Source organism: Selenomonas sp. oral taxon 136, from assembly GCF_001554015.1.
GTDB lineage: Bacteria > Bacillota > Negativicutes > Selenomonadales > Selenomonadaceae > Centipeda > Centipeda felix.
This window is the reverse complement of the sequence record NZ_CP014239.1, coordinates 1,360,174-1,386,524: the sequence shown is the minus strand read 5'-3', so window position 1 is coordinate 1,386,524 and position 26,351 is coordinate 1,360,174. Positions and strand designations below refer to the sequence as shown.

At 59.1% G+C, this 26,351-nt stretch carries 22 protein-coding genes and 2 tRNA genes; 12 read left to right on the top strand and 12 right to left on the bottom strand.

Annotated elements, in window-relative coordinates:
* Nucleotides 1-4: 4 nt before the first annotated feature.
* The 9 genes from dcuC to AXE86_RS06650 form a co-directional block, all read right to left on the bottom strand.
* Entirely contained in the window at nt 5-1,285 is a 1,281-nt protein-coding gene (gene dcuC / locus AXE86_RS06690) for a C4-dicarboxylate transporter DcuC (RefSeq protein ID WP_061945790.1), read from the bottom strand.
* Nucleotides 1,286-1,409: 124 nt separating this feature from the next.
* A complete protein-coding gene (locus tag AXE86_RS06685; protein WP_061945789.1) occupies nt 1,410-2,798 on the bottom strand; it encodes an aspartate ammonia-lyase in 1,389 nt (462 codons plus the stop codon).
* 221 nt (nt 2,799-3,019) lie between these two features.
* Entirely contained in the window at nt 3,020-3,640 is a 621-nt protein-coding gene (gene pcp / locus AXE86_RS06680; protein ID WP_061945787.1) for a pyroglutamyl-peptidase I, read from the bottom strand.
* Between the two features lie 45 nt (nt 3,641-3,685).
* Nucleotides 3,686-4,603, bottom strand: a complete 918-nt coding sequence (locus AXE86_RS06675) for a DUF979 domain-containing protein (protein ID WP_061945785.1) — start codon at nt 4,601-4,603, stop codon at nt 3,686-3,688.
* A 14-nt stretch (nt 4,604-4,617) separates the two neighbouring features.
* Nucleotides 4,618-5,301, bottom strand: coding sequence for a DUF969 domain-containing protein (locus AXE86_RS06670; protein WP_061945783.1), 684 nt, complete (start codon nt 5,299-5,301; stop codon nt 4,618-4,620).
* A 109-nt stretch (nt 5,302-5,410) separates the two neighbouring features.
* A complete protein-coding gene (locus AXE86_RS06665; protein WP_061945781.1) occupies nt 5,411-5,854 on the bottom strand; it encodes a gamma-glutamylcyclotransferase in 444 nt (147 codons plus the stop codon).
* Nucleotides 5,855-6,116: 262 nt separating this feature from the next.
* Nucleotides 6,117-9,146 (bottom strand): efflux RND transporter permease subunit, encoded by a 3,030-nt coding sequence (locus AXE86_RS06660; protein WP_061945779.1) that lies wholly within the window; start codon nt 9,144-9,146, stop codon nt 6,117-6,119.
* Nucleotides 9,143-10,192 (bottom strand): efflux RND transporter periplasmic adaptor subunit, encoded by a 1,050-nt coding sequence (locus AXE86_RS06655; RefSeq protein ID WP_198145244.1) that lies wholly within the window; start codon nt 10,190-10,192, stop codon nt 9,143-9,145. The genes AXE86_RS06660 and AXE86_RS06655 overlap by 4 nt, the downstream gene beginning before the upstream one ends.
* A 120-nt stretch (nt 10,193-10,312) precedes the next feature.
* Nucleotides 10,313-10,669: a type II toxin-antitoxin system RelB/DinJ family antitoxin gene (locus tag AXE86_RS06650; protein WP_061945776.1), complete on the bottom strand. Its 357-nt coding sequence runs from the start codon at nt 10,667-10,669 to the stop codon at nt 10,313-10,315.
* Nucleotides 10,670-10,924: 255 nt separating this feature from the next.
* On the opposite strand from AXE86_RS06650, the gene AXE86_RS06645 reads away from it, so the two are divergent.
* The 4 genes from AXE86_RS06645 (at nt 10,925) to AXE86_RS06630 (ending at nt 14,778) form a co-directional block, all read left to right on the top strand.
* Nucleotides 10,925-11,812, top strand: coding sequence for a fructose bisphosphate aldolase (locus AXE86_RS06645; RefSeq protein ID WP_061945775.1), 888 nt, complete (start codon nt 10,925-10,927; stop codon nt 11,810-11,812).
* 210 nt (nt 11,813-12,022) lie between these two features.
* On the top strand, nt 12,023-13,783 hold the full coding sequence (locus tag AXE86_RS06640) for a 1-deoxy-D-xylulose-5-phosphate synthase (protein ID WP_061945773.1): 1,761 nt from the start codon (nt 12,023-12,025) through the stop codon (nt 13,781-13,783).
* A gap of 372 nt (nt 13,784-14,155) precedes the next feature.
* Nucleotides 14,156-14,231: transfer RNA gene (locus tag AXE86_RS06635), tRNA-Ala, on the top strand.
* Between the two features lie 58 nt (nt 14,232-14,289).
* On the top strand, nt 14,290-14,778 hold the full coding sequence (locus tag AXE86_RS06630) for a pyridoxamine 5'-phosphate oxidase family protein (RefSeq protein WP_061945771.1): 489 nt from the start codon (nt 14,290-14,292) through the stop codon (nt 14,776-14,778).
* Between the two features lie 53 nt (nt 14,779-14,831).
* Here the strand turns inward: AXE86_RS06630 and AXE86_RS06625 are convergent, their stop codons facing one another.
* Entirely contained in the window at nt 14,832-16,259 is a 1,428-nt protein-coding gene (locus AXE86_RS06625) for an aldehyde dehydrogenase family protein (protein ID WP_061945769.1), read from the bottom strand.
* 264 nt (nt 16,260-16,523) lie between these two features.
* Between AXE86_RS06625 and AXE86_RS06620 the strand changes: the two genes are divergently transcribed.
* The 7 genes from AXE86_RS06620 to AXE86_RS06590 all read left to right on the top strand — a co-directional run bounded on the left by AXE86_RS06620 (nt 16,524) and on the right by AXE86_RS06590 (nt 24,003).
* Nucleotides 16,524-17,156, top strand: a complete 633-nt coding sequence (locus AXE86_RS06620; protein ID WP_061945767.1) for a PdaC/SigV domain-containing protein — start codon at nt 16,524-16,526, stop codon at nt 17,154-17,156.
* A 214-nt stretch (nt 17,157-17,370) separates the two neighbouring features.
* On the top strand, nt 17,371-18,402 hold the full coding sequence (locus AXE86_RS06615; RefSeq protein ID WP_442983609.1) for a FecCD family ABC transporter permease: 1,032 nt from the start codon (nt 17,371-17,373) through the stop codon (nt 18,400-18,402).
* Nucleotides 18,399-19,172 (top strand): ABC transporter ATP-binding protein, encoded by a 774-nt coding sequence (locus tag AXE86_RS06610; protein WP_061945765.1) that lies wholly within the window; start codon nt 18,399-18,401, stop codon nt 19,170-19,172. Before AXE86_RS06615 ends, AXE86_RS06610 begins: the two co-directional genes overlap by 4 nt.
* Nucleotides 19,169-20,209 (top strand): ABC transporter substrate-binding protein, encoded by a 1,041-nt coding sequence (locus AXE86_RS06605; protein WP_061945763.1) that lies wholly within the window; start codon nt 19,169-19,171, stop codon nt 20,207-20,209. Before AXE86_RS06610 ends, AXE86_RS06605 begins: the two co-directional genes overlap by 4 nt.
* 4 nt (nt 20,210-20,213) lie before the next feature.
* Entirely contained in the window at nt 20,214-22,133 is a 1,920-nt protein-coding gene (locus AXE86_RS06600; RefSeq protein ID WP_061945761.1) for a TonB-dependent receptor plug domain-containing protein, read from the top strand.
* A 364-nt stretch (nt 22,134-22,497) separates the two neighbouring features.
* The gene (locus AXE86_RS06595; protein WP_061945759.1) at nt 22,498-23,232 is read left to right on the top strand and encodes an NAD-dependent protein deacylase; all 735 of its coding nucleotides are present in this window, start codon (nt 22,498-22,500) and stop codon (nt 23,230-23,232) included.
* Between the two features lie 45 nt (nt 23,233-23,277).
* Nucleotides 23,278-24,003, top strand: a complete 726-nt coding sequence (locus tag AXE86_RS06590; RefSeq protein ID WP_083501169.1) for a hypothetical protein — start codon at nt 23,278-23,280, stop codon at nt 24,001-24,003.
* Here the strand turns inward: AXE86_RS06590 and AXE86_RS06585 are convergent.
* Nucleotides 23,963-24,835 (bottom strand): DMT family transporter, encoded by an 873-nt coding sequence (locus AXE86_RS06585; RefSeq protein WP_061945757.1) that lies wholly within the window; start codon nt 24,833-24,835, stop codon nt 23,963-23,965. The two genes, AXE86_RS06590 and AXE86_RS06585, sit on opposite strands and share 41 nt — an antisense overlap.
* A gap of 144 nt (nt 24,836-24,979) precedes the next feature.
* Nucleotides 24,980-25,055: transfer RNA gene (locus AXE86_RS06580), tRNA-Thr, on the bottom strand.
* Nucleotides 25,056-25,253: 198 nt separating this feature from the next.
* Here AXE86_RS06580 and AXE86_RS06575 point away from each other — a divergent pair.
* On the top strand, nt 25,254-26,273 hold the full coding sequence (locus tag AXE86_RS06575) for a hypothetical protein (protein WP_061945755.1): 1,020 nt from the start codon (nt 25,254-25,256) through the stop codon (nt 26,271-26,273).
* Nucleotides 26,274-26,351: the final 78 nt, after the last annotated feature.

The following is a 26,351-nucleotide window of genomic DNA, read 5'->3' as shown; positions in this document are numbered from 1 at the left end:
ATGCCTACTTTCCGAGGAAGAGCACAATCATAAAGGTGATGGTCGCGAGCAGCATCGGGAGCGCGTTGCGCTTTGACAGCTCCATCGGGCTGACCTTTGCAAGGCCTGCGCAGACGAGTGCCGCGCCTGCCACCGGCGACATGGAGCGTCCGATCGAGCCGGCCATCTGGGTGAGCGAGCCGAGATCGATGATCGTCATGCCGAACGTCTCCGCATGCGGGGTAATTGCACCGTTGAACGCAAGTGCCGCCGCGTCGCCCGAGCCGGAGATCACCGCAATGATGAAGGGACCGGACGCCCCCGCGATCTTTGCGACGGACTCAGAGCCCTTCATCGCCTCGATCAGGGCGTCCGTCAGCCCCATGGCGGTCATGCCGGCGGTAAAGACGGCGGCGGAGACGATGAGACCGATCACACCGCCATACGCCTCCCCCATGCCGTCGAAGAACTTCCGCGTGATCTCCTGCGGATTGGCACGCGTGACGACGAGGGCGAGCACCGTGCCGACGATCATGGCCGTCGGCACATCAGTGAGCGGCAGGACGGCGATCTGCTTGCTGCCGAGCACGAGCAGGACGAGCGGTACGAGCGGCACGAGTGCGTAGATCGGATTGACCTTAAAATTCTTGCCACCCTCCTCCCGCTCGAGGCGGAGATGGTATGCTCCGCGGCGCGCGTCGTCGGGGCCTTCCCCGCGCAGAACCGCAATCGCCGTCAGGGTCACGACGGCGACGATGGAGGCGATGATCGCCGCCGGCACCTGCGCCATGATGACCGTCATGAGGTCGGTCTGTGCGAGATCGGCGACGAAGATATTGTGCGCCTGCCCCGGGCTGATTGCACTGCCCCACGTCCCTGCGAGAACTGCGGCCGCCGCCATCGCGGGGTGGACCCCCGCCGCCATGAGCGTTGGGATGAGGATGCTGCCGACCGCCGCCGAGCAGCCCGCCGCGCTCGGGATGGCGATATTGATCCACCACGTGAGCAGGGTCGCGAGCGGGATCAGGATCAACTTGCTCCGCGTGATGACCCCCGAGATGGACTCGACGAGATGTCGGTCACAGGTCGTGATCTTCATGACGAACGAGAACCCCATCACCGTACAGATGACGGGGACGAGCGAGCCGTGCACCATCGTCTTGCTGAACGTCGTCACGGCATTTCCCATAACGCCGCCGATAAAGCACATAAGAAAGCCTGCGGCAAGCAGCACCATGCGCGTCTCGTACTTTTTGATAATGGCGGCAAACGCGAGAATAACGATAATCCCTCCGGCAATAGCCAATAAGAAAACCTCCTTCGATAAGACAGCAAAAAACTACCATAAAAAAAATTACTATCTATAGTAATTTCGCCGAAATAATAGAAAAACCTCTGCTTTCCCTAATTAAATCAAAGTTAAGGAATCGCTATTCCGCGATGCCCGGCCGTGTCATTTGGCGCGGTGAGAGGATGTGCGAGAGCTCCTTCTTCGTGAGAATGCCGCGATCGAGGATGATCTCACGGATGGGCTTGCCTGTCGTATACGCCTCCTTCGCGAGCTCGGCAGATTTCTCATAGCCGATGTGCGGCAGGAGTGCGGTGACGATGCCGACGCTGTTGTCGAGCCATTTCTGGCACTGCTCGATGTTCGGCTCGAGACCGATAAGGAGCTTGTCGACAAACGTATCGACGGCGCGTGTAATGTAGTTCAGCGAGTTAAACATATTGAACGCCATGACCGGCTCCATCACGTTCAGCTCGAACTGGCCGTTCTCTACACCGAACGTTACGGCGAGATCGCCTGCGATGACCTGATAGCACGCCTGATCGAGAACCTCGGCAATGACGGGGTTGACCTTGCCGGGCATGATCGAGGAGCCGGGCTGGCGCATCGGCAGATGCAGCTCGTTCAGCCCGCAGCGTGGTCCCGATGCCATGAGACGGAAGTCGTTCGCCATCTTGATGAGGACGAGCGCGGCGTTCTTGAGTGCTGAGGAGAAATCGGCGAACGCATCCGTGTTGTTCGTCGCGTCGATGATGTTCTGCGACGTACGATATGTCTCCCCCGTGATCTCCGAGAGGCGCTTGGCGACCGCCTTGATGTACGCGGGTTCCGCGTTCAGCCCCGTGCCGACGGCGGTGCCGCCCATGTTGATCGTATGGATCGCGCGCTGGACAATGCGCGTGCGCTTCATGCAGCGGCGCACGGCGGAGGCGTATGCGCCCATCTCCTGACCGAGCGTGATGGGGACAGCGTCCTGCAGATGCGTGCGCCCCATCTTGAGAATGCCGCGGTAGGCCGTCGCCTTTTTCTCGAGCTCCGTCGCGAGCCGCTCGAGCGCGGCGAGGAAATCATCCCCCTTCTTTGAGAGACAAACCTTGATGCCTGTAGGGAAGGAATCGTTTGTCGACTGCGCCATGTTCGCATGGTTGTTCGGCGAGATGATGTCGTAGCGTCCCTTCGCCTCACCGCGCAGCTCCAGCGCGCGGTTGCAGAGCACCTCGTTCATATTCATATTGATCGATGTGCCCGCGCCGCCCTGAATCGGGTCAACGGGGAACTGGTCGATCAGTCCGCCTGCGATGATCTCATCTGCCGCCTGCACGAGCACATCGCCGATCTCGTGCGGCAGACGTCCCGTATCCATATTCGCGAGAGCCGCCGCCTTTTTCACCTTCGCAAGAGCAATGATGAAATCGGGGTCGAGCTTCTGCCCCGTGATGTTGAAGTTCTCCACTGCGCGCATCGTCTGTACACCGTAGTAAACCTCATCCGGCACCTCTAAATCACCAAGAAAATCGTGTTCTTTTCGCATCGTGATCTCTCCTTTGCCCCTACACGTTTTATCAACAATTGTATACAGTATACCATATAAAATGTACCATAGGGAATACTTTGGAAAAAATAAATGTTGTTTATTCCTTGATCTGTGACTGCATCATTCTGAGCATCTTCGGAGGGCGCGGGGATGGATATACGAAAAAGGACGGATACACGGAGCTTCCATGGATCCATCCTTGCATCATGCTTCTGACGTCATCCCAATGCTTTGATCATAGCTGTAAAGCCTTTGACGAGAGTGTCTACGGACATTGTCGGATGCTGACTGTCGAGTCCTACACGTACGGACATCTGTTCCGGCAGATAGGGAATGTGGACGAATCCCGCAGGAATATGGGACTTTCCCTCTTTGGCAAGCAGGTGGAGGACTCCGTAGAGAAGATGGTTGCAGACGAACGTGCCCGCTGAGTTGGAAATACTCGCAGGAATACCTGCTGCCTTTATATTGCTGACCATCTTCTTGATCGGAAGCGTTGCCCAATAGGCAATGGGGCCATCCTTGGCGATGGGGGCGTCGATGGGCTGATTGCCCTTGTTGTCCGGGATGCGGAAGTCATCGACGTTGATGCCGATGCGTTCGACGGTGATATCGTAACGACCGCCTGCCTGTCCGACGATGATGATTGCGTCAGGGCAGACCTCATCGACAGCACGCTGTACGGCGTCAAGCGATTCATAACGTACGACGGGGATTTCGCGTGCGGCAATCTCGTAGTTGTTGACCACCTTGCCGTCGAGCTGCTTGACCAGTTCAAGTGCAGGGTTGACCGTCTCACCGTCAAAGGGCTGAAATCCCGTAATCAATAGCTTTTTCATAGAATGTTGTGCGGCGGAGGCACCGCCGCTTCCTCCTTTCATTTATCACTGACGGAAGCCAAGAAAATACATGAGCAGAATGTTTGCCGCAAGGAGGGAAACTGCCAGCGGAATCTGTGCGCGAATAACACCGTATTTGCTCTTCATTTCAAGCAATGCAGCAGGAACAATGTTGAAGTTCGCTGCCATCGGCGTCATGAGAGTACCACAGTACCCCGCAAGCATGGCGATCGGTGCGACAACGAGCGGGTTCGCACCATGTCCAACGATCACAAGCGGGATGCCAATGCCGCTTGTGATGACCGCAAATGCAGCAAACGCATTGCCCATGATGATGGTAAAGACCGCCATGCCAAGGCAGTAGGCAATGACAACCGCAAGTGCACTGTCCGTCGGAATAGCGCTTGACACAATGTCCGAGACAATATTGCCAATGCCAGCCTTCGCAAAAAGTGAGCCTAGCGCTGCGAGAAGCTGCGAAAGAATCGCTGCCCAACCGATGGCATCGATCAAACGGCGGCCTTCGTGGAAGGTTTGGAGCGGTGTGCCCCGTGTAATGGCGAGTGCAATCACAAGAGCAATGACAGAGGCAATGCCGAAGGAGACGAGTGCTCCGAGTTTGGTCGCCGCCGCAAGAATAAGTGTAATGATGCCCACCGCAAGAACCGGGATGAGCAGCTTATTGCCGAGCTGCTGTGCAGATGCGGTCTTTTCCTCCTTTGAGGTTTCGTGGTAGTCTCCGTGTCCCATCTGTTTTGCGGCAACGATGATCGCCATCAGGATCACCATCCAGCCCGCATTCTCGCTGCCGAGCGCCGATCCGCCGAGGAATGTGATACCATAGATGAGCCAGAACAGCCCCGTGCCGAATCGTTTGAGATTCTTGCTGTCGCCGAATGAGAGCAGCCCAAAGAGGACAAGATAGATCCCGCACAGGAGATAGACATGGTCGAGTGTCAACATAGATACCTCCCTCTTCAGTCTTTCTTCACTTCATTGAATGCCTGAATCTCCCGCTCAATTCGCCGGTCAAAGAGATGGAAGCGAACCGCTGTGAAGAGAAACGCAACCACGGCGGTAGGGATACAGTAGACTGCCATCGTGACGAGATCCGCTTCGTAGCCGTGTTCCTCCAGCACGCCCTTGATGAGGAGCAGTCCGCCTGCTGCGATAAAGACATTCTGCGCAAAGAAATTGCCGGCATTTTCGGCTGTCGCCGCATACCCACGGATCTTGTCGAGGATCGCGGGTGATGCCTTGCGCCCTTTGAGCGCCGCAGCCTCGCCCATCGGGGCAATCAGCGGGCGAATGAACGTCGGGTGACCACTGACTTTAACTCCGAGTGCCTCCATGATCTGGCGTACGAGCATATAGAGCATAAAGATACGCCCTGCCGTCGCTGCAGAGATTTTCGAGATAAGGAATTCCGCACGTTCACGAAGACCAAACCGCTCCGACAGGCCGATGACGGGAAGGACGAGGATGAAGAGCGACATATAGCGGTTCTTGATGAATGCTTCACCAATGACTGTGACAATTTCCTGCAGTGACATCCCTGCGGCGAGTCCTGTGACAAAGCCGGCGACGATGACAACGAGCAGCGCATTGAAACGCAGTGCGAGCCCCAGCACCATGACCAAGATACCCGATAGAACAAGCATAGATAAGACCTCCTCAAAGAGTCTCGGAAAACACCCCGCAGACGCTGAGGTGTTGTTTCCTGTGTGGGAATGAATATAGGATGCGCCGCTGAATTTATTAGCGCTTCATTTATCCTTGCCGTGCGTGATCGAGGCGTTCCGTATCAAAGCCGAAATCCGCAAATCCTGTGCGGCAAGCATCAACATAGTCGGCATCCGGCGTGCCGAGCGGCATCCCGTCTACCATCGTATAGAGAAAGACATCCGCGTCCCTCGTGTGCCCTGTATCCCGCTCCCGTATCTGCACGCGGCGTACTTCCTTGTGGTAGAGTGTCGGGAAAATCTCGTAGTTGTCGAGAGCCGCCTCATCGCTCTCTGTTACCGACCAAATCCCGAGCGGTGTGGATACGCCTTTTTTCGTTACAAGTGTGAGATAGACACGCGGCGGTTTGCCGCGATACACTAGATCTGTATCGTCAAGCTGTGCCGTACCGACGATTGTGGCGTTCGGGCAACGCTTTTGCATGGCTTTGATGTTCAGATTGCTGCCATAGGCGGCATAGAGTCGTTTCATATTAGCCTCCTGGATTTTGATTAATTGTATACAGTATATCACAAACTAAGGGCGTAAAATATAATTTTTACAAGGTTCTGTGGAAATTTTCCCCCTAAATTGCAATATCAAATCGAACGGCAACACGCAACAGAATCAAAACCGATGAGCGAAGAGTTTCTAAGGCGGCATCGAAACGGTTCTGAGGAGTTTCATAGCCTAGGGAGCCACTGATAAAATGAGGTATACCGAATTGGCATACCTCATTTTATCAGTGATTCCTTTACTTGATCCGATACGCCGCGGCGTACATGACGGGGAGGACAAGGAGGGTCAGGACGGTGGCGACGATGAGGCCGCCTGCGATGGCGACGGCCATGGGCCCCCAGAAGATGCTGCGCATGAGGGGGAGCATGCCGAGGATGGCAGCAGCCGCGGTGAGCATGATGGGGCGAAAACGCAGAACGGCAGAGTCGATGATAGCGTCCATGGGCTTCTCGCCTGCCTCCTCATGTTTCTTGATCTGGTCGATGAGGATGACGGAGTTGCGGATGATCATGCCGAAGAGGGCGAGTACGCCGAGGTAGGCGACGAAGCCCATGGCAGAGTCCGTGAGGAGCATGGCGAGGACGACGCCGATGAGCCCGAGCGGTGCGACGAGGATGGTGAGCGCCATCTTGCCCATGGTGCCGACCTGGAACATGAGCAGCGTCATGATGATGAAGATCATTGCGGGGACGGGCTTTACGAGGTAGTTCATGGAGTCGTCCGCGTTCTCAAGTGCGCCCGACGGGACAATGGTGGTGCCGGCGGGGAGGTTTTCACGCAGCTCCTTCGTCGCGTCGTAGATGCGCAGAGCGGCATCGTTGCCCTCCCCGTCCTTGATATCCGCCTCGACCATGATGGATGGGAGGAGGTTATGCCGCTTGATCAGGCCGTCCTCCGCCTCGTAGGAGAGACGGGCAATCTGATCCAGCGGGATCGTGCCGCCGCGCGTAGGGATGGGGAGGGCGCCGAGCTGCCCGAGGTTCGTGCGGTCCTCTTCCGTGAGACGCAGGACGATGCCGAGGGTGCGGTCGCCCGTGTAGAACTCCGCCGCCTGTGCGCCTGAGATTTCGGTGTAGAGCATCTGCTTGACATCCTTGGCACTGAGTCCATAACGTTTCAGTTTGTCCTTGTCGAGGTCGATGCGGATGCCTTTTGCCTTTTCTGTCCAGTCGAGATGGACGTTGTCGGTCACAGGGTCGGCGGCGGCGATGGCGGCGACCTGCTCGGCGACGCGGCGCACGGCATCGGTTGTCGGTGCAGAGACGCGCAGCATGACGGGGTGGCTCGCAGGCGGCCCCGTCTGAATGTACTGCGTCGTGACGCGCACGCCCGATAGCTCATCGTTGGCGGCGCTGCGGATGATGGCGGCGAGTGCCTCGCGCTGCTCTGTATCCTTTGCCGTGATGACGAACTGTGCTTCGTTCGCGGCGTCCGCCTTCGGCTCAACGGTGAGGACGAAGCGCGGCGTGGACCGCCCGATATAGGCGGCATAGTTGGACACCTTCTCGCTGTTCGCGTCAAGGATGGCCGTGAGACGATCCGCCTCTGTCTGCGTCGCCTTCAAGGATGCCCCCTGCGGCAGGGTGAGACGGACGAGCAGCTCAGGGCGCAGGGAGGGCGGAAAGAAGGTTTGCTTGATGTGCGGGAAGGCGACAAGGCTCATGGCGAAAAGGAGTACGGTGCCGATGAGGACGATGGCGCGGTGCGCAAGGAAGAGGGTGAGCACGCGGCGAAAGAGACGGTAGAAGGGCGTTGCGTACGGATCGTGTGTGCCGCCCGCCCTCTGCTTGACGCGGATCAGATGGCAGCCGAAGAGCGGTGCGACCATGACAGAGACGATCCAGCTGAGGAGGAGGGCAATGCCGATCACGGGGAAGAGGGCGGCGCAGAACTCGCTCGCCATGCCTTTGGAGAAGGCAACAGGAATAAAGCCCGCGCAGGTGATGAGCGTGCCCGTGAGCATGGGCTTTGCCGTCTGGGTAAAAGCGTAGCACGCGGCGTCGAAGCGATCCTTGCCGCGCTCAAGCTGGACGCTCATCATCTCGACGGCGATGATGGCATCGTCGACGAGAAGCCCGAGTGCAATGATGAGTGCGCCGAGAGAGACCTTGTGCAGGTCGATGCCAAGGGCGTACATACAGACGAATGTGCCCGCGAGGACGAGCGGGATGCAGCATGCGACAACAAGTCCGGTGCGCAGACCGAGCGAGAGGAAGCTGACCGCGAGGACAATGACGATGGCGATGGCGAGCGTCTCCACAAAGTCATGGATGGAGTGCTGAACGACGGCAGGCTGGTTCGACACCTCGCTCAGTTCCGTGCCGAGCGGGAGATCCTGCCGAATCTGCGCGGTGAGCGCATCGAGATCTTTGCCGAGGGCGAGGATGTTGCCGCCATTCTCCATGGAGACGGCGATGCCGATGGCAGGTGCGCCGTTATACATCATTTTGGGGTCGGCCGGGTCGATCGGGCGGCGCGTGATGTCCGCGATGTCGCCGAGGCGGAATACGCGTCCGTCCGCCGCGATGGGGAGGGCGCGGATGTCGTCGAGGCTGTCAAAGACACCCGAGACGCGCAGGTTCACACTGCCATCCACGGTCTCAATCGAGCCACCCGGGAGGACGGTGTCCTGCGTGCGCAGGGCGTCCGTGATCGCCGTCGGGGCGATGCCGAGGGAGGCGAGGCGGTCGCGGCTGACCTCGACGTAGACGCGTTCGCGCTGGACGCCGATCAGCTCGACTTTTTGCACGCTTGGCACGGTGAGGATACGGCGGCGCACGTCCTCCGCGATGGCACGCAGCTCCTCATAGGAGTAATCCTCGCCTGTAACGGCATAGATCGAGCCGAATACGTCGTCAAAGCGATCGTTGTAGAACGGACCGAGAACGCCGTTCGGCAGGTCTCCCTTGACGTCCTCGCCGAAGTTGCGGACGTCGCGCCATGTCGGGCGGATGAGGTCCGTATCTACGTCGTCGCGCAGTCTGACGTAGATGATGGTCTGACCTGCGCGCGTCTCGCTTGTGATCTCCTTGAGTCCCGGCGTGTCCTGAAAACGCCGCTCAAGTTTATCCGTGACCTGATCCTGCATCTCCTCTGCCGTCGCGCCCGGCCATGCGGCGGAGACGACCATCTGGCGGATGGTAAAGGCAGGGTCCTCCATGCGGCCGAGGGACGTATAGGCAAAGATGCCGCCGACGGCAAAGACGATGATAAAGTACCAGACAAGGGCGCGGTGGCGCAGGGAGAGTTCGGTGAGGTTCCTCATTTCGTGCGCACCGCCTCTCCGTCATGGAGACGGTGAATGCCTGCCGTCACAACGACGGCATCCTGCGGAAGCCCTGCGACGACGACGTCGTTGTCGCGGAATGCAGTCACGGTGACAGGGCGCAGGTGTACGATGCCGTCCTCCACGACAAAAACCTCTGCCGTGTCACCCGTCTGATAGATGGCGGAGAGCGGGAGGACAACACCGGCCTCGTCCGATGCACCGAGACGCACGTGTGCCGTCATGCCGAGCGGGAGGTCGGCGGGGGCATCCGCGAGGGCAATGCGTACAGCGTATGTACCGCCTGCGGCATCAGCGACGGGCGCGATCTCACGTACCGTGCCCGTGAGTGCCGCGTGGTTTGCCCAGAGGGAGACGGCGGCGGGCATGCCGATGGAGACCTCGGCGAGGCGGCTCTCGGGGACGGCGATCTCAATTTCACGTTCTCCATCCTGTGTGAGAGTCATGACGGTCTGCCCTGCAGCGACGACCTGTCCCTCCTCGGCGGCGATGCCCGAGATCACGCCGTCCGCGCCCGCGATGAGGTTCGTATAGCCGAGCGCGTTGCTGCTCTGCGCGTTCTGCGCGAGTGCCTGACGGTAGGCGGCCTCGGCGGCGTTCTCGTTCGTACGGTACTGGTCGAGCATGGCGGCGGAGACTGCCTGCGCGGCGTAGAGCTCCTCGTAGCGCGCGCGGTTGGCGCGGGCGAGGTCGAGCTGTGCGCGCGCGGAGGCGACGCCTGCACCTGCCGCATTCGCCTGCTGCTGTATGTCGCGTGCGTTGATGACCATGAGCACCTCACCTGCATGGACGTGCGCACCCAAGCTCACATTGCGCGAGAGGATCTGCCCGCCGACCTGAAAGGCGAGCTTCGTCTCATAGCGTGCGCGGACGATCCCGCTGTAGTCTGCCTCCAATGCACCTGCTGCGCTGAGCGCCATCGTGCGCACGACGGGGGGCGGCGGCTCTTTGGCTGTATCGCTGCCGCAGCCGGTGAGCAGCATAAGTGATGCCGCGAACACGAGGGCGGTATATTGCTTCTGCATGACGATCTCCCTTTCGAATCCCATTCTGCTCAAATTTTACCATTTTAGGGGCAGAGAGTAAAGAAAGAAATATGCGCAGGAAAAGAACTGCCGCGCGGGCTTTGCGCCCGTGAGGCAGTTCTATGCGTGCACGTCAACGACGCAGGAGAGCCGTGGGGTATCGTTCCCCTTTTTATCCTCTGACATCTGTTTGATCGTCAGCATGAAACTCCGTCCGCGTGCCTGGGAGGCGTTCGCGCAAGACTTTGTATGCAGGACACCGCACGCGACCGCGTCGGCGTCGTCCAGCGCGGCGAACACGCCTCCGTCGGGGCGCGGTTTCTGCATGGGAAATGGGATGCTGTCGTGCAGGAGGATCTGGTGAAAGAACAGATTGATCGCCTCGTTCGTCGAGAGCCCAAGTGCATGGCAGATCTCATCGACCTCCGCCCGGACGGCGGCGTCAACGCGAATCTGCATTGATTTCGTCTCTGCCATGAACTCCCCTCCTTTTTTCAGGAAGCATGGATCACCATCGATAATATAAAATTGCAACATGATTTTAAGATATGTGCAAGCTTGAAAGTGCAGTGTCTCTGATAGGTACTTTCATATTCATTGCCTTTTTTATCTCATTGCGGTATAATAGGACGCGTAAGGATTTCGATCGGGGTGCAGTCCGGAAGAACATGGAGCCGAATGGATCTGTGTGCGGGCTGTCTGCCCCACGGATACGACAAGGAGGAATCCACGATGAATCAGCAACAGCTCACCCGCATGGAGCACGATAAGGGCTTTATCGCCGCACTCGATCAGAGCGGCGGCTCGACGCCAAAGGCTCTGAAGGCATACGGCATCGACGAGAGCGCCTACCACGGCGACGAGGAGATGTTTACGCGAGTTCACGAGATGCGCACGCGCATCATCAAGAGTCCCGCATTCGACAAGAGCAAGATCCTTGCCGCCATTCTCTTTGAGAACACGATGGACCGCAAGATCGACGGACTCTACACGGCCGACTATCTCTGGGAGAAGAAGGGCATCATCCCCATCCTGAAGGTCGACAAGGGGCTCGCGCCTGAGGCGGACGGCGTTCAGCTCATGAAGCCCATCCCGGGGCTCGGCGCACTCCTCGACCGTGCAAATGAACGTCACATATTCGGGACGAAGATGCGCTCCGTCATCAAGGAGGCAAATCCCGGCGGCATCCGCTCCATCATCGACCAACAGTTTGCGTTCGGTGAGGATATCATCGCAAAGGGGCTCGTCCCCATCCTCGAGCCTGAGGTCGATATCCACTGCCCCGATAAGGCAATGGCAGAGGATATCATGCTCGGCATCATCAAGGAGAATCTCACCAAGCTCTCCTCTGGTGCAAAGCTCATGTTCAAGTTCACCATCCCGAGCGTCGACAATCTCTACTCAGAGATCATGAAGGATCCGCACGTCGTCCGCATCGTCGCGCTCAGCGGCGGCTACTCCCAGAGCGAGGCGAATGAGAAGCTCGCACGCAATCACGGCCTCATCGCCAGCTTCTCGCGTGCACTCGCGCAGGATCTGCGCGTGAGCCAGAGCGACGCGGAGTTCAACGCCGTACTGGAAAAGGCAGTCGACGGAATTTACGCCGCGTCGATTGCCTGATAGCGTACGATCCACGACAAAATAAGCGGGACATACGGCATCCATGGGCTTTTCCGGCCAATGGATCCCGTGTGTCCTGTTTTTTCATCGTATTTCCCGTAAGCAATATTTTTTCCAACAAGTTATTAGAATATATGATATAATGATAGGAGTGTATTTCATGATCAGGCGTGCGGATGTCGCCGCACGTTCTCTAGGAGGGCTTTCCCCTTGTATCTTGAACAGATCCACAGCCCATCGGACATCAAGGGCTATACCCCCGCGCAGCGGCGTGCGCTCGCAGCGGAGATGCGCGCGGCGCTCATCACGCGAGCCAGCAGTGTCGGTGGGCATATCGGGCCAAACCTCGGCGTGATTGAGGCGACCATCGCCCTGCACACGGTGTTTGATGCGCCGACGGACAAGATCATCTACGATGTGTCGCATCAGTGCTATCCGCACAAGATGCTGACGGGGCGTGCCGCCGCCTACCTCGATCCCGCGCACTACGGCGAGGTGTCGGGCTTTACGAATACGGAGGAGAGCCCGCACGACCACTTTAACATTGGGCACACATCGACCTCGATCAGCCTCGCGACGGGGCTCGCGAAGGCACGCGATCTCGCGGGGCGCAGGGAGAATGTCGTCGCCTTCATCGGTGACGGTGCACTCTCGGGCGGCGAGGCACTTGAGGGGCTGAACGTCGCAGGCGAGATGCGATCAAACCTCATCATCGTCCTCAACGACAACGACTGGTCGATCTCCGAGAACCACGGCGGCATGTACGCTATGCTCCGCCGTCTGCGCGAGACAAATGGCACGGCAGCGGACAATCTCTTCCGCGCGATGGGCCTCGCCTACCGCTACGTCGCGGATGGAAACGATACCGAGGCACTGATCGCGGCATTCGCTGCGGTAAAGGACAGCCAAAAGCCCGTCGTCATCCACATCCACACGCAGAAGGGCAAGGGGCTCTCCTTTGCCGAGGACGATCCCGAGGGCTGGCATCGTCATGCACCGTTCCATACGGAGAGCGGCGCGGTCAAACATCCGTCTGCTCCCGATCCGTGTCTTGCTGCAACGGTCGATTTCGTCCTAGCCGAGGCAAAGCGGAATCCGAACTTTGTCTATCTCTCGGCGGGCATCGTCGGCGGCATCGGGCTCACACCTGCCGAGCGTGCGGAACTCGGTGCGCAGTACGTCGATGTGGGCATCGCCGAGGAGCATGCCGTCGCAATGGCGGCAGGCCTCGCGCGCGGCGGGGCGCGTCCCGTCTTCGGCACATACAGCACGTTCTATCAGCGTGTCTATGACCAGATGGCGCAGGACGTCTGCATCAACCGCAGCCCTGCGGTCTTTCTCGTGACGGGGGCGTCGCTCTATCGCTCGACCGATGTGACGCATCTCGGGTTCTATGACATCTCGATTTTCTCCCATGTTCCGAACCTCGTCTTTCTCGCACCGACGAGCATCGAAGAGCACCTCGCTGTCCTGCGCTGGGCCATCGCGCAGACGGAGCATCCCGTCATGATCCGCACGCCGCTCGGCGGCTATGCGGAGAGCCCCTATCCCGTCCGCGCGGACTACAGCGCGCTCCATCGCTCCATCGTCGTCACGGAGGGCGCGGAGGTCGCACTCATCGGCGTGGGGAACTTTGCCGCGCTCGCTACGGCGGCGGCAGAGGAACTCGCGCGCGACGGCATCCACGCCACCGTCGTGAACCCGCTCTACCTCTCGGGACTGGACGAGGCGCTCCTCACACGTCTCAAGGAAAAGCACCGTCTCATCGTCACCGTCGAGGACGGCATCCTGGACGGCGGTTTTGGGGAAAAGGTCGCGGCGTTCTATGGGGTGGACAGGGACGTCGAGGTGAAGAGCTACGGCCTGCCGAAGGCCTTCTTCAACCGCTACGACCCAGCCGCTCTCGCACGCGCGCATCATCTCACCGGCCCGCAGATCACGGCGGACGTGCGCGTGAGGCTAAGATCTTGATTCTGCCGCTGTTTGTGGTATAATAAGGGTACGCAGAAATGACGTACATCCATCTGCACAGAAAAAGCCCCCGCAATTGCCGTTGCGGGGGCTCTCTTATTTGACACGAGGAAAGAGTTCAAGAAACCTCAGGCTGATTGCCGTTACTCTCCGTCCAGCCATTTGCAGACATAGTGGGTGACTATGCCCGCCATAACGGAAAGTAAAATGACGTACACTGCTCCATCAGCACACCTCCTTTCGGTGCCGGTATTGGAGGCGGCAACGTATTCAGTATAGCACGGTGGCGAACATAGTGTCTATCCTATCCTAGTGCAAAAAATTCGCTTGCATTTTCCTCCCGCGCGGGTTATAATAGCCCTTGTCAGTCATGGGGACGTAGCTCAGCTGGGAGAGCACCAGGTTCGCAATCTGGGGGTCGAGAGTTCAATCCTCTTCGTCTCCACCATCTCGATGACAAAGAGGTATCCACATGGATACCTCCTTTTTGTACAAGGAGTAAAAATATGTTCCGACCGATGCGCCGCAAACGCCAAGAGCTCACAAAGGAAATGACCGAGGAAATCCTGCACCGCAATACAGCGGGCATTCTCGCCCTCGCGGGTGATGAGGAGTTCCCGTACGCCGTCCCCATCAGCTACGTCTACGACGGCACGCACATCTACTTTCACACGGCGGTAACGGGACACAAGGTCGATGCCCTCCAGCAGAACCCAAATGTCTCCTTCGCCGTCATCGACCGCGATGAGATCATCCCCGAAAAATACACCACGGCATACCGCAGTGTTGTCGTGTTTGGACGCATCCGCATCGTCGAGGATGATGCGGAAAAGCGGGCGACCGCGCGCAAGCTCGCCCTCAAATATGCTCCGCACAACACGGAGGAGCAGCATACGCGCGAAATCGACGGCGCATGGAAACGATTCCACATGCTCGAAATGACCATCGTCCATATCACGGGCAAACAGGGCAAGGAGCTCGTCGGAAAAGAATAACGGACAGCAAAAAGAGCAGCCGCACAACGGCTGCTCTTTTTCTATGAGAAACTTTATCCCTCGACGTTCAGCACGATGAGCTTTTCCTCCGTCAGCTCGCGGATGGCATAGGCGGGACCCTCGCGGCCGACGCCGCTGTCCTTGACGCCGCCGTAGGGCATGTTGTCCATGCGGAAGGTCGCACCGTCGCCGATGATGACGCCGCCGACCTCGAGGTTCTCGGCGCAGTAGTTCGCGACGGCGAGCGAGCGCGTAAAGACACCCGCCTGCAGGCCGTAGCGCGTGTCGTTCGCCATGCGTACGGCCTCCTCGATCGTGTCGTAGGGGATGATGCTGAACACAGGGGCAAATGTCTCCTCGGAGACGACCTTCATCCCTGGGGTGACATCCGTGAGCACGGTTGGCGCATAGAACGCACCGCGCCGTGTGCCGCCCGTGAGGACGCGTGCACCTGCCGCCTCCGCCTCGCGCACCCATGCCTCGATGCGCTCCGCCTCGCGCACAGAGATCATCGGGCCGATCTGCGTGTGCACGTCCATGAGGTCGCCGCTGCGGAAATCCTCCGCCGCCGTGACCGCCGCGCGGCAGAACGCCTCATAGATGCTGCGTGCGACATAGACGCGCTGGCAGGAGATACAGACCTGCCCCGCGTTGACGAACGCATGCCGCGCGCAGTGCTCCGCAACCCATGCCACATCGTCAACATCCTCGTGGACGATGTTCGCCGAGTTCGAGCCGAGTTCGAGCGAGATGCGGCGAAACCCGACCGCCTCGTGGAGCACCTTGCCGACGGGGACGCTCCCTGTAAAGGAAAACATGCGGATACGCTCGTCCGCCGTGAGCAGCCGTCCGACCGCACTGCCCGCGCCGTAGACGAGGTTGAGGCAGCCCGCAGGCAGTCCCGCCTTGACAAATACGTCACAGAGGAGCGACGCCGTGAGGGGCGTTGCCGAGGCAGGCTTGCAGACAACCGTATTGCCCGCCGCGAGTGCCGGACCGATCTTGTGCGCGGCGAGATTGACAGGGAAGTTGAACGGCGTGATGGCACAGACCACGCCGAGCGGACGGCGAATGGTGAACGCCATCCGATTGCCGCAGCCGGGCGCCCCCGCGAGCGGCACCGTCTGCCCGCGCAGACGCTTTGCCTCCTCGGCAGAGAGGATAAGGGTCTGATAGGAGCGGTCGATCTCACCGCGTGCGTCGCGGATGGGCTTGCCCGCCTCGGCCGAGAGTGCCTCTGCGAACTCCTCACGCCGTTCGCGCATGAGATTTGCCGCGCGCATGATGATCTCGTAGCGTTCGTACGGGCTGAGCTCCACCGTGTGGAAGGCGCGCTCCGCCGCATCCACCGCCGCGCGCACCTCCTTTTCCCCTGCCGTGCAGATCTCCGCAATCACCTCGCCGGTCGCCTTGTGATAGACGGGGAGCGCCCCCTCGCCTGCGACACGTACACCGTCAATGAGCATCTCGACCGTCTTCATTTCATCGTCCTCCCTCCGCAGACGGCACAGGAACCGCGCCGCCCCGCAGAAAATCGTCCAGAAGGTTCATCATCCGCGCTTTCGATAGACCCCCGCGCGGCTCATGTCAGCTGTTTTTCATTATAGACACGCCTCTTCCAAAAATCAAGAAATCATGCATCCGCAGATTTTTACCAACATATAATCCCCTCCTTATGCCGTTCCCCATTACTTTTGCTACACTATCATCCGTCAGCAATCAACAGAAGAACAAATGGAGGAACCATGATGAAGAAAACTCTGCGCGCTGCGGCGCTTACCGCGGCGATGACGACGATGCTTTCCGGCGCGGCATTTGCGATGGCAACCGTCACGGACGGACAGGAGACCAGCGACGGTGCGACGCTCACCTATCCCGTCGTAAAGGCCGATGCGCCTGAGGCACAGCAGCGCATCAATACGGTGATCGAGGACGATGTGAAGGCATTCATGCAGGAGATTGACGCCGCACGCGTTGCGGGCAAGCCGCCTGCGGCAAAGATGAGCTACGAGATCACAAAGAGCAGCGATGAACTGCTCAGCCTGAAGACGAACCAACTCATATCCGAGGAGGGAGCGGCACATCCGATGTCCTATGCTCACGGCTATATCTTCCGTCTGTCCGACGGCAAGGCACTCACCCTCGCCGACGTGCAGCAGCTGCCGGATCGAAAGAAACAGGCCGAACGCTACACGCTGGAGTCACTGAACAAGCGCCTCGCTGAGCTGAAAAACGGCGCGGCCAAGGACTTCAAAAAGCTCGAAACCGCGCCCAAGGACATCTATATGGATGCCAACGGACACATCCATGTACTCATTCAGCGCTATGAGGCGGCTTCCTACGCAGCGGGCATCCTCGACATCGATCTCGACGCATAACATCAACATTGCCCCAGCCTCCCCTTCCCGTCTGCACCCACGCGGTGCAGGCGTTTTTTTGTGCGCCGGAATGCCTTTAATCTGCAAGAACATATCTATTCTATGCACTGCGACATATTTTCGTTGACAGCGATTATGAAATCACTTATTCTATGAACATGAATATCATTCGCTTCAAAGTGCTGCACAGTGTACTCACAGAAGGGGAAACGTCTTGCCGATCCGACAACTGTTCACATCACCGCCCGTACTCGCCGCACTGCTCGCCCTCATCGCTGTCTGTGCGGTATCGGCGGGCAGCGTCTCAGTCCCTGCGGGCGATACGCTTGCCATCATCACGGCGAAACTGACGGGCAATGTCCCCGCCGTCGATCCCGCTGTCACGGACATCATCTGGTCGCTGCGCGTGCCGCGCGTCCTGCTCGCGATGACCGCAGGGGCGGGACTTGCGCTCGCAGGTGTCGTCATGCAGGCGAGCGTACAGAACCCGCTCGCAGAGCCGTTCATCCTCGGCATCGCCTCTGGCGCATCCGTCGGCGCAACGCTCGCGATCCTTATCGGCTCGGCGGCGATCCCGTTCGGTGTGCCGGGCTGCGCCTTTGTCGGCGCGATCCTCGCGACACTCGCCGTGCTCCTGCTCGCGGGGATTCACCAACGCGTCTCAACGGTGAAGCTCGTACTCGCAGGCGCGGCGATCAGCGCACTGTGCACTGCGGCAACGAACTTCATCGTCTACATGGCGGCGGACGCGGAGGGTATGCAGTCGGCTGCATTCTGGACGATGGGCTCTCTTGCGGATGCGAAATGGCACAGCCTCTTCCTCCCCGTCCTCGTCGTCACTGCACTCGCCGTCTACTTCCTCTCACAGATGCGCACGCTCGACGTGCTGCTGCTCGGCGAAGATCTCGCGATCACGCTCGGCATCGACGCGAGCGCGAAGCGCCGCCTCTACATGGGACTCCTCGCGCTGCTGACAGGCGTCCTCGTCGCGACCTGCGGCATCATCGGCTTCGTTGGGCTCGTTGTGCCGCATCTCGTGCGCTCGTTTACGGGCGCCTCACATCGTCGTCTGCTGCCGGCGGCGCTCCTCGTCGGGGCGATCTTTCTCGTCATCGCCGATCTCCTTGCCCGCACGCTGCTGCCCGCGGGCGATCTGCCGATCGGCATCATCACGGCGCTCATCGGCGCGCCGCTCTTCATGAAGCTGCTCTTCGGCAGCAGCGGGAATTTCGGAGGTTCGCGATGAAGGAGATCCGTATTGAGAACCTGCATTTCCGCATTGGTGCAAAAGAAATCCTCCACGGCATCACCGCGGACCTCCCCGCCGACCGCTTCGTCGCGCTGCTCGGTCCGAACGGCTGCGGCAAGTCCACTCTGCTGAAACATCTCTACCGCGTCCACCGGGTGCAGGAAGGACAGATCCTGATGGACGGCACGCCCATCGCTGAGATTCCGCTGCGTGCGGCGGCACAGGAGATCGGTGTCATGGGGCAGTTCCACAGTGTTGATTTCGACTTCACGGTCGAAGAGATCGCCCTCATGGGACGTGCCCCCTATAAGGAGAGCTTTGAGGACGACACGGCGGCAGACCGTGCGCTCGTCCGCGCCGCACTCGAACGCGTCGGTATGGCGGACGCTGCCAAGCGCAGTTTCAACGAGCTCTCGGGTGGTGAGCAGCAGCGCGTCATGCTCGCACGCTGCCTCGTGCAGGAGCCGCGGCTCCTCATCCTCGACGAGCCGACGAATCATCTCGACATCAAGTACCAGCTGCATATCCTGGCGCTGGTCAAGGGGCTTGGCATCGGCGTAATCGCGGCGCTGCACGATCTCAACCTTGCGGCGATGTACGCCGACCTCCTCGTCGTCATGAAGAATGGGCGCATCGAGCACATCGGTACGCCGCAGGAAATCATCACGGAGAACATGCTCGAGAGCGTCTACGGTGTACGCGCAAACGTTGCGTACGACGCAGCGGGACTGCCGCTCGTCGACTACCGCACGGAGCAGCTGCCATGAGGCTCGCACAGGCAAGCGGCAGGATGCTCCGCCGTATCACCAACATGCTGGGCCTCCTCCCCCTCCTTGTGGTCGCGGCGCTGGTTCTCTGGCTTTCTCTCACCGACGGGCGCGGAACGCAGGCGATGGCAACACCTGCCGACGGAATTTCCTATACGACAGCGGACAGTGAGGGGCGCCCTGCGGCGTTCACTCTTTCCCATACGCCCGCACGTGTGCTCATCTCCTATCCTGGCGCAACCGAGCTCCTGATCGACCTCGGTCTCTCGGATCGTATCATCGGTACGATCGCGCCCTATGGCGCGGAGCCGCCCGCATATGCGGACACCTATGCGTCCCTGCCGATTCTCGCTGCACCCTATGTGCCAAGCCGCGAGGAGGTCATCAGGCTCCGTCCCGATCTCATCATCGGCTGGTCGCACCACTTCACGCCCGAGGCTCTCGGCGATGTGTATTCGTACTTTGATCGCGGCGTCGGCGCATACATTGTACCTGCCACCATACGCAGAGGAGCGCCGACGCTCGAAGAGACAGTCTACCCGTTTATCAGCGACATGGGGCATATCTTCGGCACAGAGGAACGTGCTGCGGACTATATCGATGCGTTAAAAACACGCGCCGCCGCCGTCGAAGACCGCACCGCTGCGCGCGGCAGACGCATCTCCGCGATGATCCTGCAGTCACATGGAAACAGCCTTTACAGTATGTACGGTCCCGCCTACATCATCGACGACATCGCGCGCAAAGCAGGCGCGGACAACATCGTCACACGGCAGATGCGCGCCGTTGGTCCCGAGCGTGTGCTTGGCTTTGCCCCCGAGGTCATCATCTATGTGAATCCGAAGGATCGCACGGAGGAGGAGGCACGCGCGGAACTGCGAGGCGATTCAAACCTCCAAAATATGAAAGCCGTACGGGAAAATCGCATCATCATCGTGAATTTCTCCGACGTGAACAATGGAAACGGGCGCTGTATCACGGCGCTTGAGGATATAGCTGAGGGACTGGATGCCCTCATGGATGAAAAGAAAGGGTAATGGGATGAAGAAAAGGATTTTGAGCGGACTCGTCGCGACTGCACTGACCGTCGGAACGGGCTATGCTCTCCCTGTGAGCGCCGCAGAGGCAGCAGACGACAGCACGCAGACCTATGAGACCGAGGCGATCGTGGTCACGGCAAGCCGCAGCGATACCGCGATCAGCGATGTGCCGGCGGATGTCACGCTAATCTCGGGGGAGCAGATCGAGCGCGGCAACTATAAAAGCGTCTCCGACGCACTGAAGGGCGCGAACATCAACGTCGTACAGAAGGGCTTTGCCGCCTACCCCGTCATCAACGGCGACTCGCGCGTCCTCGTCATGGTCGACGGCAAGAAGGTCAACTGGGATCACCTCGTCGTCAGTGGGGACACGAATGCCGTCAACGTCGATCAGGTGGCAATCGGTGATGTGGAGCGCATCGAGATCGTGCGTGGGCCAAACTCCTCGCTCTACGGTGAGCGCGCCGTCTCGGGCGTCATCAACATCATCACGAAACGCCCGACGGCAGGAAAGCCCTCCGGATCCGTCAACATGCAGCTCGGCTCATGGGGCGAGAAGCGCGCGAGCGTCAATGCCAGCGGCGGCGATGGGAAGAACAGCATCAAGGTCGGCGTGTCGCATGAGCGTCGCGGCGATTTCCAGTACAAGAACGCCTATGGCGAAAAGCGCACCTTCGAGAACAGCGACATCCGCCACACGGAGTACAACGTCGGCTTTGACCGCATCCTCGGCAACGACCGTCTGCGCCTCGAATTCAGCCGCCATGAGGCGGATGACGGCTATGGGGTTCACCTCAGCAATCCGAGAACAGGCGCCTCTCAGTATCAGGGGCGCACGAACAGCGCCGATACAAGCTACGGCGCAACGTATATGTTCGGCTCAGAGAAGGAGGGCGAGGGTACGTTCCTGCGCTTCTATCGGAACGAATCCACAACAGACGGCGGCTTTAATTCACAGTACGACCACAACCTGCGCCGCAACGCCTTCGAGGGGCAGAAGCTATGGATGCTCGGCAACAAGAACATGCTGATCGGCGGCTTCCTCTGGTCGCAGGAAAAGATCCACGAAATGAGCGGCTATGTCCCGATGGATGCCTCTGCCGTGACAAAGGCACTCTTCCTTGAGGACGACTGGCAGCTCGGGCGAGGATTTTCCCTCAAGCTTGGCTCACGTCTCGAACACCACAGCGACTTTGGTACGGATGTCACATCGCACATCAGCCTCAACAAGAAGTTTGATCGAAAAACTCATGCCTATATCTCCTTCGGGCAGGCCGTCAACAATCCGACGCTCAAAATGCGCTATGCAAACACGCCCTTCTGGATTGGGAATCCCGACCTCAAGCAGGAGCGCTCGCACACCTTCACCATCGGCGCAGACAGCCAGGTCACGCGCAAATGGAACGTATCGGGCAGTCTATACTGGAGCAAGGTAAAGAATGCGCTCAACTGGGTTTTGGCAAGCCCACGTGGCTACTATCAAAACGTCGACACAGAAGATCGCCGCGGTCTCGAGCTCTCTACGCGCTATCGCGCCGACGACCGCTGGACAATCCGCGCGGCATACAGTTACGCTCATATTGACTCCACGGATGCCGCAAAGGGCTATCTCTCCACGAACACGCGCCCAAACGGCTACAATCTTGGCATCTCCTACACGCAGGGCAAGTGGGATGCGGATCTTGACCTCAACTATGTGACGGGTCGCAGCACGGAGCGCTTTACAGATGCGCGCTATCTGACCCTCGACCTCGGCGTGAACTATCACGTCACGAAGGATTTCAAGGTCTATCTGAAGGGCATGAACCTCACGGACGAGAGCTATGAATCCATCGGCGTAACGCCGTCCATATGGACACCTATGGGTGCTTACGCCATGCCGAGCCGCCACTTCATCCTCGGCGGAACGTACAACTTCTGATTTGGGATCACACACAAAAACGGAGCAGGCAATCGTCTGCTCCGTTTTTGCTTCCCTATAACGAATCTATGTGCTATAATGAATCCAGCGACTGGTGAATGTCGGTTTACTCCCTTTGTGGGGGTGATGTGCGTGACGCTTTTTGAAAAGCTGTCGCTTCTGATTGCGGCGACAACGCTCGTAGTCAACATCATATTTCTGATTACTAAGCAGCAGAAAAAAGAACCGTACGTGCGGTTCACGTCGGCTCCTCTTTCAAGAACTTAAAATTCTGCGGAGAGACCGGCGGATCCAATCACCAGTCGCCCTTTTGTATTCTCATTATATCGATTCACCAAAAAATTGTCAAGCAAGGAGGTTCACGATGACGGAGATCGAAACGCTCAGAGCGATCCTCAGTGCCAGCCGTCGTGCGGTCTTCTTCGGCGGGGCGGGCATGTCCACGGAGTCGGGGATCCCCGACTTTCGCAGTGCGGGCGGGATATACAGTGAGACGCTGCATCAGGAGTTCAGTCCCGAGCAGATGGCATCGCACAGCTTTCTCATGGCACATTCCGCTGAGTTCTTCGACTTCTATCGGCGGCGCTTCGTCTATCTCGATGCTGCGCCGAACGCGGGTCACACCGCGCTCGCAGAGCTCGAGCGGCGCGGACATCTCGCGGCGATCGTAACGCAGAACATCGACGGGCTCCATCAGGCGGCAGGCTCGCGGACGGTCTACGAGCTGCACGGCTCGATCCGACGCGCACACTGCATGGACTGCGGCGCACACTACACGCTCGACTACATCCTCCACCATCGCCCCATCCCGCACTGCAGCTGCGGCGGCATCGTCCGCCCCGACGTCGTGCTCTATGAGGAAAGTCTCGATCCCGCAACGATCGAAGGGGCTGTCGCAGCGATCCGCGCGGCGGACACGCTCATCATCGGCGGCACGTCGCTCATTGTCTATCCCGCAGCGGGACTGATCGACTACTTCCGCGGCGAACATCTCGTGCTCATCAATAAGAGCGAGACGCGTGCCGACCGCCGTGCCGAGCTCGTCATCCGCGCACCGATCGGTGATGTGCTGCATGCGGCGCTGCCCGAACCGCGCTGATCCGCCCCTGCACACAGCAATAGAGACACGAAGCGAGGTGCACCCATGTCCATCAAAACAATCTATGCGCTGACCATCTGCGCCGTACTCCTGTTCATGCCGACCGTCTCGGCAGAAATGAAGCCTGATATGGATACAGCAGAATTACGGATAGAGCAGGATACGGACTCCATATTATTAGCAACATCAGCAGAAGATGGTGCTGCGTTACGTTCTCTGCTCCGTGTAAAAGAAACAAAATTTCACCACAACGACGCTGTCCTAACGATGAATCTTCCGCAATACACGCAGCCATTCTCCTACCATCCCAGCTACACAGGACCCACTACTTTTATCAACCCTTCCTTTCAAAATGACGGTGCTCTCCTGCTGCTCGTTGTAATGGTCTCCCATTTCCTGCCATCTTCTGCAGAACGGGAAGCCACCATCGAACAGCGATTTAACGCAACAATTGCAGGCTTTAGGGACAGTGTGACAGCTCCGGAAAAGGCGCGTGTCTGGGAGGTGCGCCGTGACGAATCGCTGATACAAAGCGGCAATCCGGCACATCGGTTCAGCATGTATATGCGGAAAAACGGACGAGACGTAATCGCAGACGGACTTTTTCTCTCGGATAAAGACAATATCTGGCTCGTCCAGTTGGTCTATGACGCGCACGACAATACGATTGCCGATCACGCAGATGACCTCCTAGCCTCTGCAAAAATCAGCACCGATATAAAAGAGCCCCCTACCTCCGCCGCACATTCTGGAGCAATATCCCACCCATGATGAGCACGAGGGCGAGGAGTACCGCCCCCGTCATGCGCTCGCCGAGGGTAATGGCGGAGACGACGAGCGAGAGCAACGGCACGGCGTAGGCGAGATTCGCGACGGCGGCAGAGTTCGTTGCCTGCTGGAGCGCCATCGCCCACCAGAGATAGCCCACGGCATCGATGAAAATCCCGAGCCAGAGAAGCCCGCCCCACTGCGTCCACGAGAGCGTGACCCACTCCTCCATGATGAGCGTCACGGGCAGCGAGCACAGTGCCGTCACGCCCCACGCCACGACCATCATCACGGTCTGATCGATGTTTCGCCGCTTGTTCAGCACGCAGAACAGGCCGTAACAAAGTGCCCCAAGTATGCAGGCGGCGGCGCCGAGCATTCCATTTCCCTCGACGCTGCCTTCCCCGCCGAGCGTGAGCACCACGACCCCCGAGAACGAGAGGAGGAGGGCGGCGGCGGTGCGGACGGTGATCCGCTCCCCGAGGAGAAACGCCGCAAAGAGGACGATCATCATCGGCCAGAGGAAATTGAGGATGCACGCCTCCTGCGAGGTGAGCTGCGAAAGCCCGTAGTAGTAGAGCCCCGAGTAGAGGAAGATCCCGAGAAAGCCCAGCCCCGCCATCGCCGCATAGCCGCGCACATCATAGGCGCGGAACACGCGTCCGCCGTCACGCACGAGCTGCATGACGATGAGAAAGAGACAGCCCGCGAGACTGCTCACAAAGAGTGCCTCATACGTCGGGATCGCCGTGAGGAGGCTCTTCACCAGTGCCGCCGTCGTCGACCACATGAGGACTGCGCTGACGGCATAGAAATAGACACGCCCCTGCATCATCACTGCTCCTTTATGTACGTAATCTGTGCTTTCCTACTTCTCCCTCTGCTCCTTTCATCCCTTCTTCTATTATGACAAAATATGTGAACTTCTCACAGACAAGAAAAAAAGCTTCCGATCTCTCGGAAGCCTCTGCATTTCAAATGGAGCTGATTATAGGACTTGAACCTACGACCTGCTCATTACGAATGAGCTGCTCTACCAACTGAGCTAAATCAGCATACCGCCTCACAGGCGATAGTGGAATTATACCCGAGCCGCACGCTCCTGTCAACCCCGCAGCAAATATTTTTTTCACAGTGGGAATCATCTGCGGCTAATCCCCGTTTCACTTCACTTTAAGGATTATTTGGAACAATACGAGGTAGTTTATGGACAGCATCTCGGGGCATCTCATGCCCATCAAGGAGTGAACTGCATGATCGGACATATTCTGCGCGCCCTCTGCTGCGCGCTGTTTCTCCTCACCGTAGCGAGTACGGCACTCGCCGCCCCGCAGACCATCGAGGCGGAGGGCGTCTACACCGTCGGTGACAACGACTCGCCAAAGATCGCCCGCGACGCCGCACGGCAGGAGGCGATGCGCTCCGCGACGGAGCAGGCGGGCGTCTACGTTGAGAGCTACACGGAGACGCAGAACCTCACCCTCACCAAGGACGAGGTGCGCATGGTCGCGGGCACGGTGCTGCGCGTCCTGCATGAAGACGTAACGCCCGAGCTCGTCGGCGACGTGTGGCGTTACCGCGTGCATCTCGTCTGCGAGGTCGACACGTCCAAGGTCGATCTCGCCGCCCTCGCCCAGAACAAGGCGGAGCTGGCACGCCTCCAGAAGGAACGCGACGAGCTGAAGCGGCAGAACGACGAGCTCCTCGCACGCTACGAGCAGGCACGCGGCACAGAGAAGGCGGAGATCGGCGCACAGCTCGAGGAGAGCTACAAGCTTGGCCGCATCTTTGACGACACGGCATCCATGATCCAGCGCGGTGACGAGCAGCACGCCATCGCCGACCTCTCCCTCCTCATCGAGGATCCCGCCGTCACAGGGAATGCGCGTGCGTATGCGTTCTACCTGCGCGGGCGCGCCTACTACGAGCTCCGCAGCGACCGTCTCGCACTCAATGACTTCGACGCGGCCGACCGCACACCGCACACGAACACGCCCTACCCCATCTGGCAGCTGCACCGCTACCGCGGACAGATCTACTTTGACATGGGACGCTACGACGATGCGGCAGATGAACTGCGCACGGCGTGGGACGCCTCCGACAAGACAGACGACGAGCTCTGGATGAAACTGCGCCGTGCCGAGCACAAGGCGGAGCAGGAGGCACGCCACGCCGAGCGCGGTGACGGCGGCGCGCGGGGCGGCGTCGACTGGACGCGCGTCATCACCGAGGTCATCCGCGGCGCAATGCAGCAGGAACGTACAACAGAGTAACAGTGCACCGTAATCTTTCTTGACAGAGACTTTCATCTATCATATACTTTTTATAATGAAGGTTTTATGTAAAGGGGG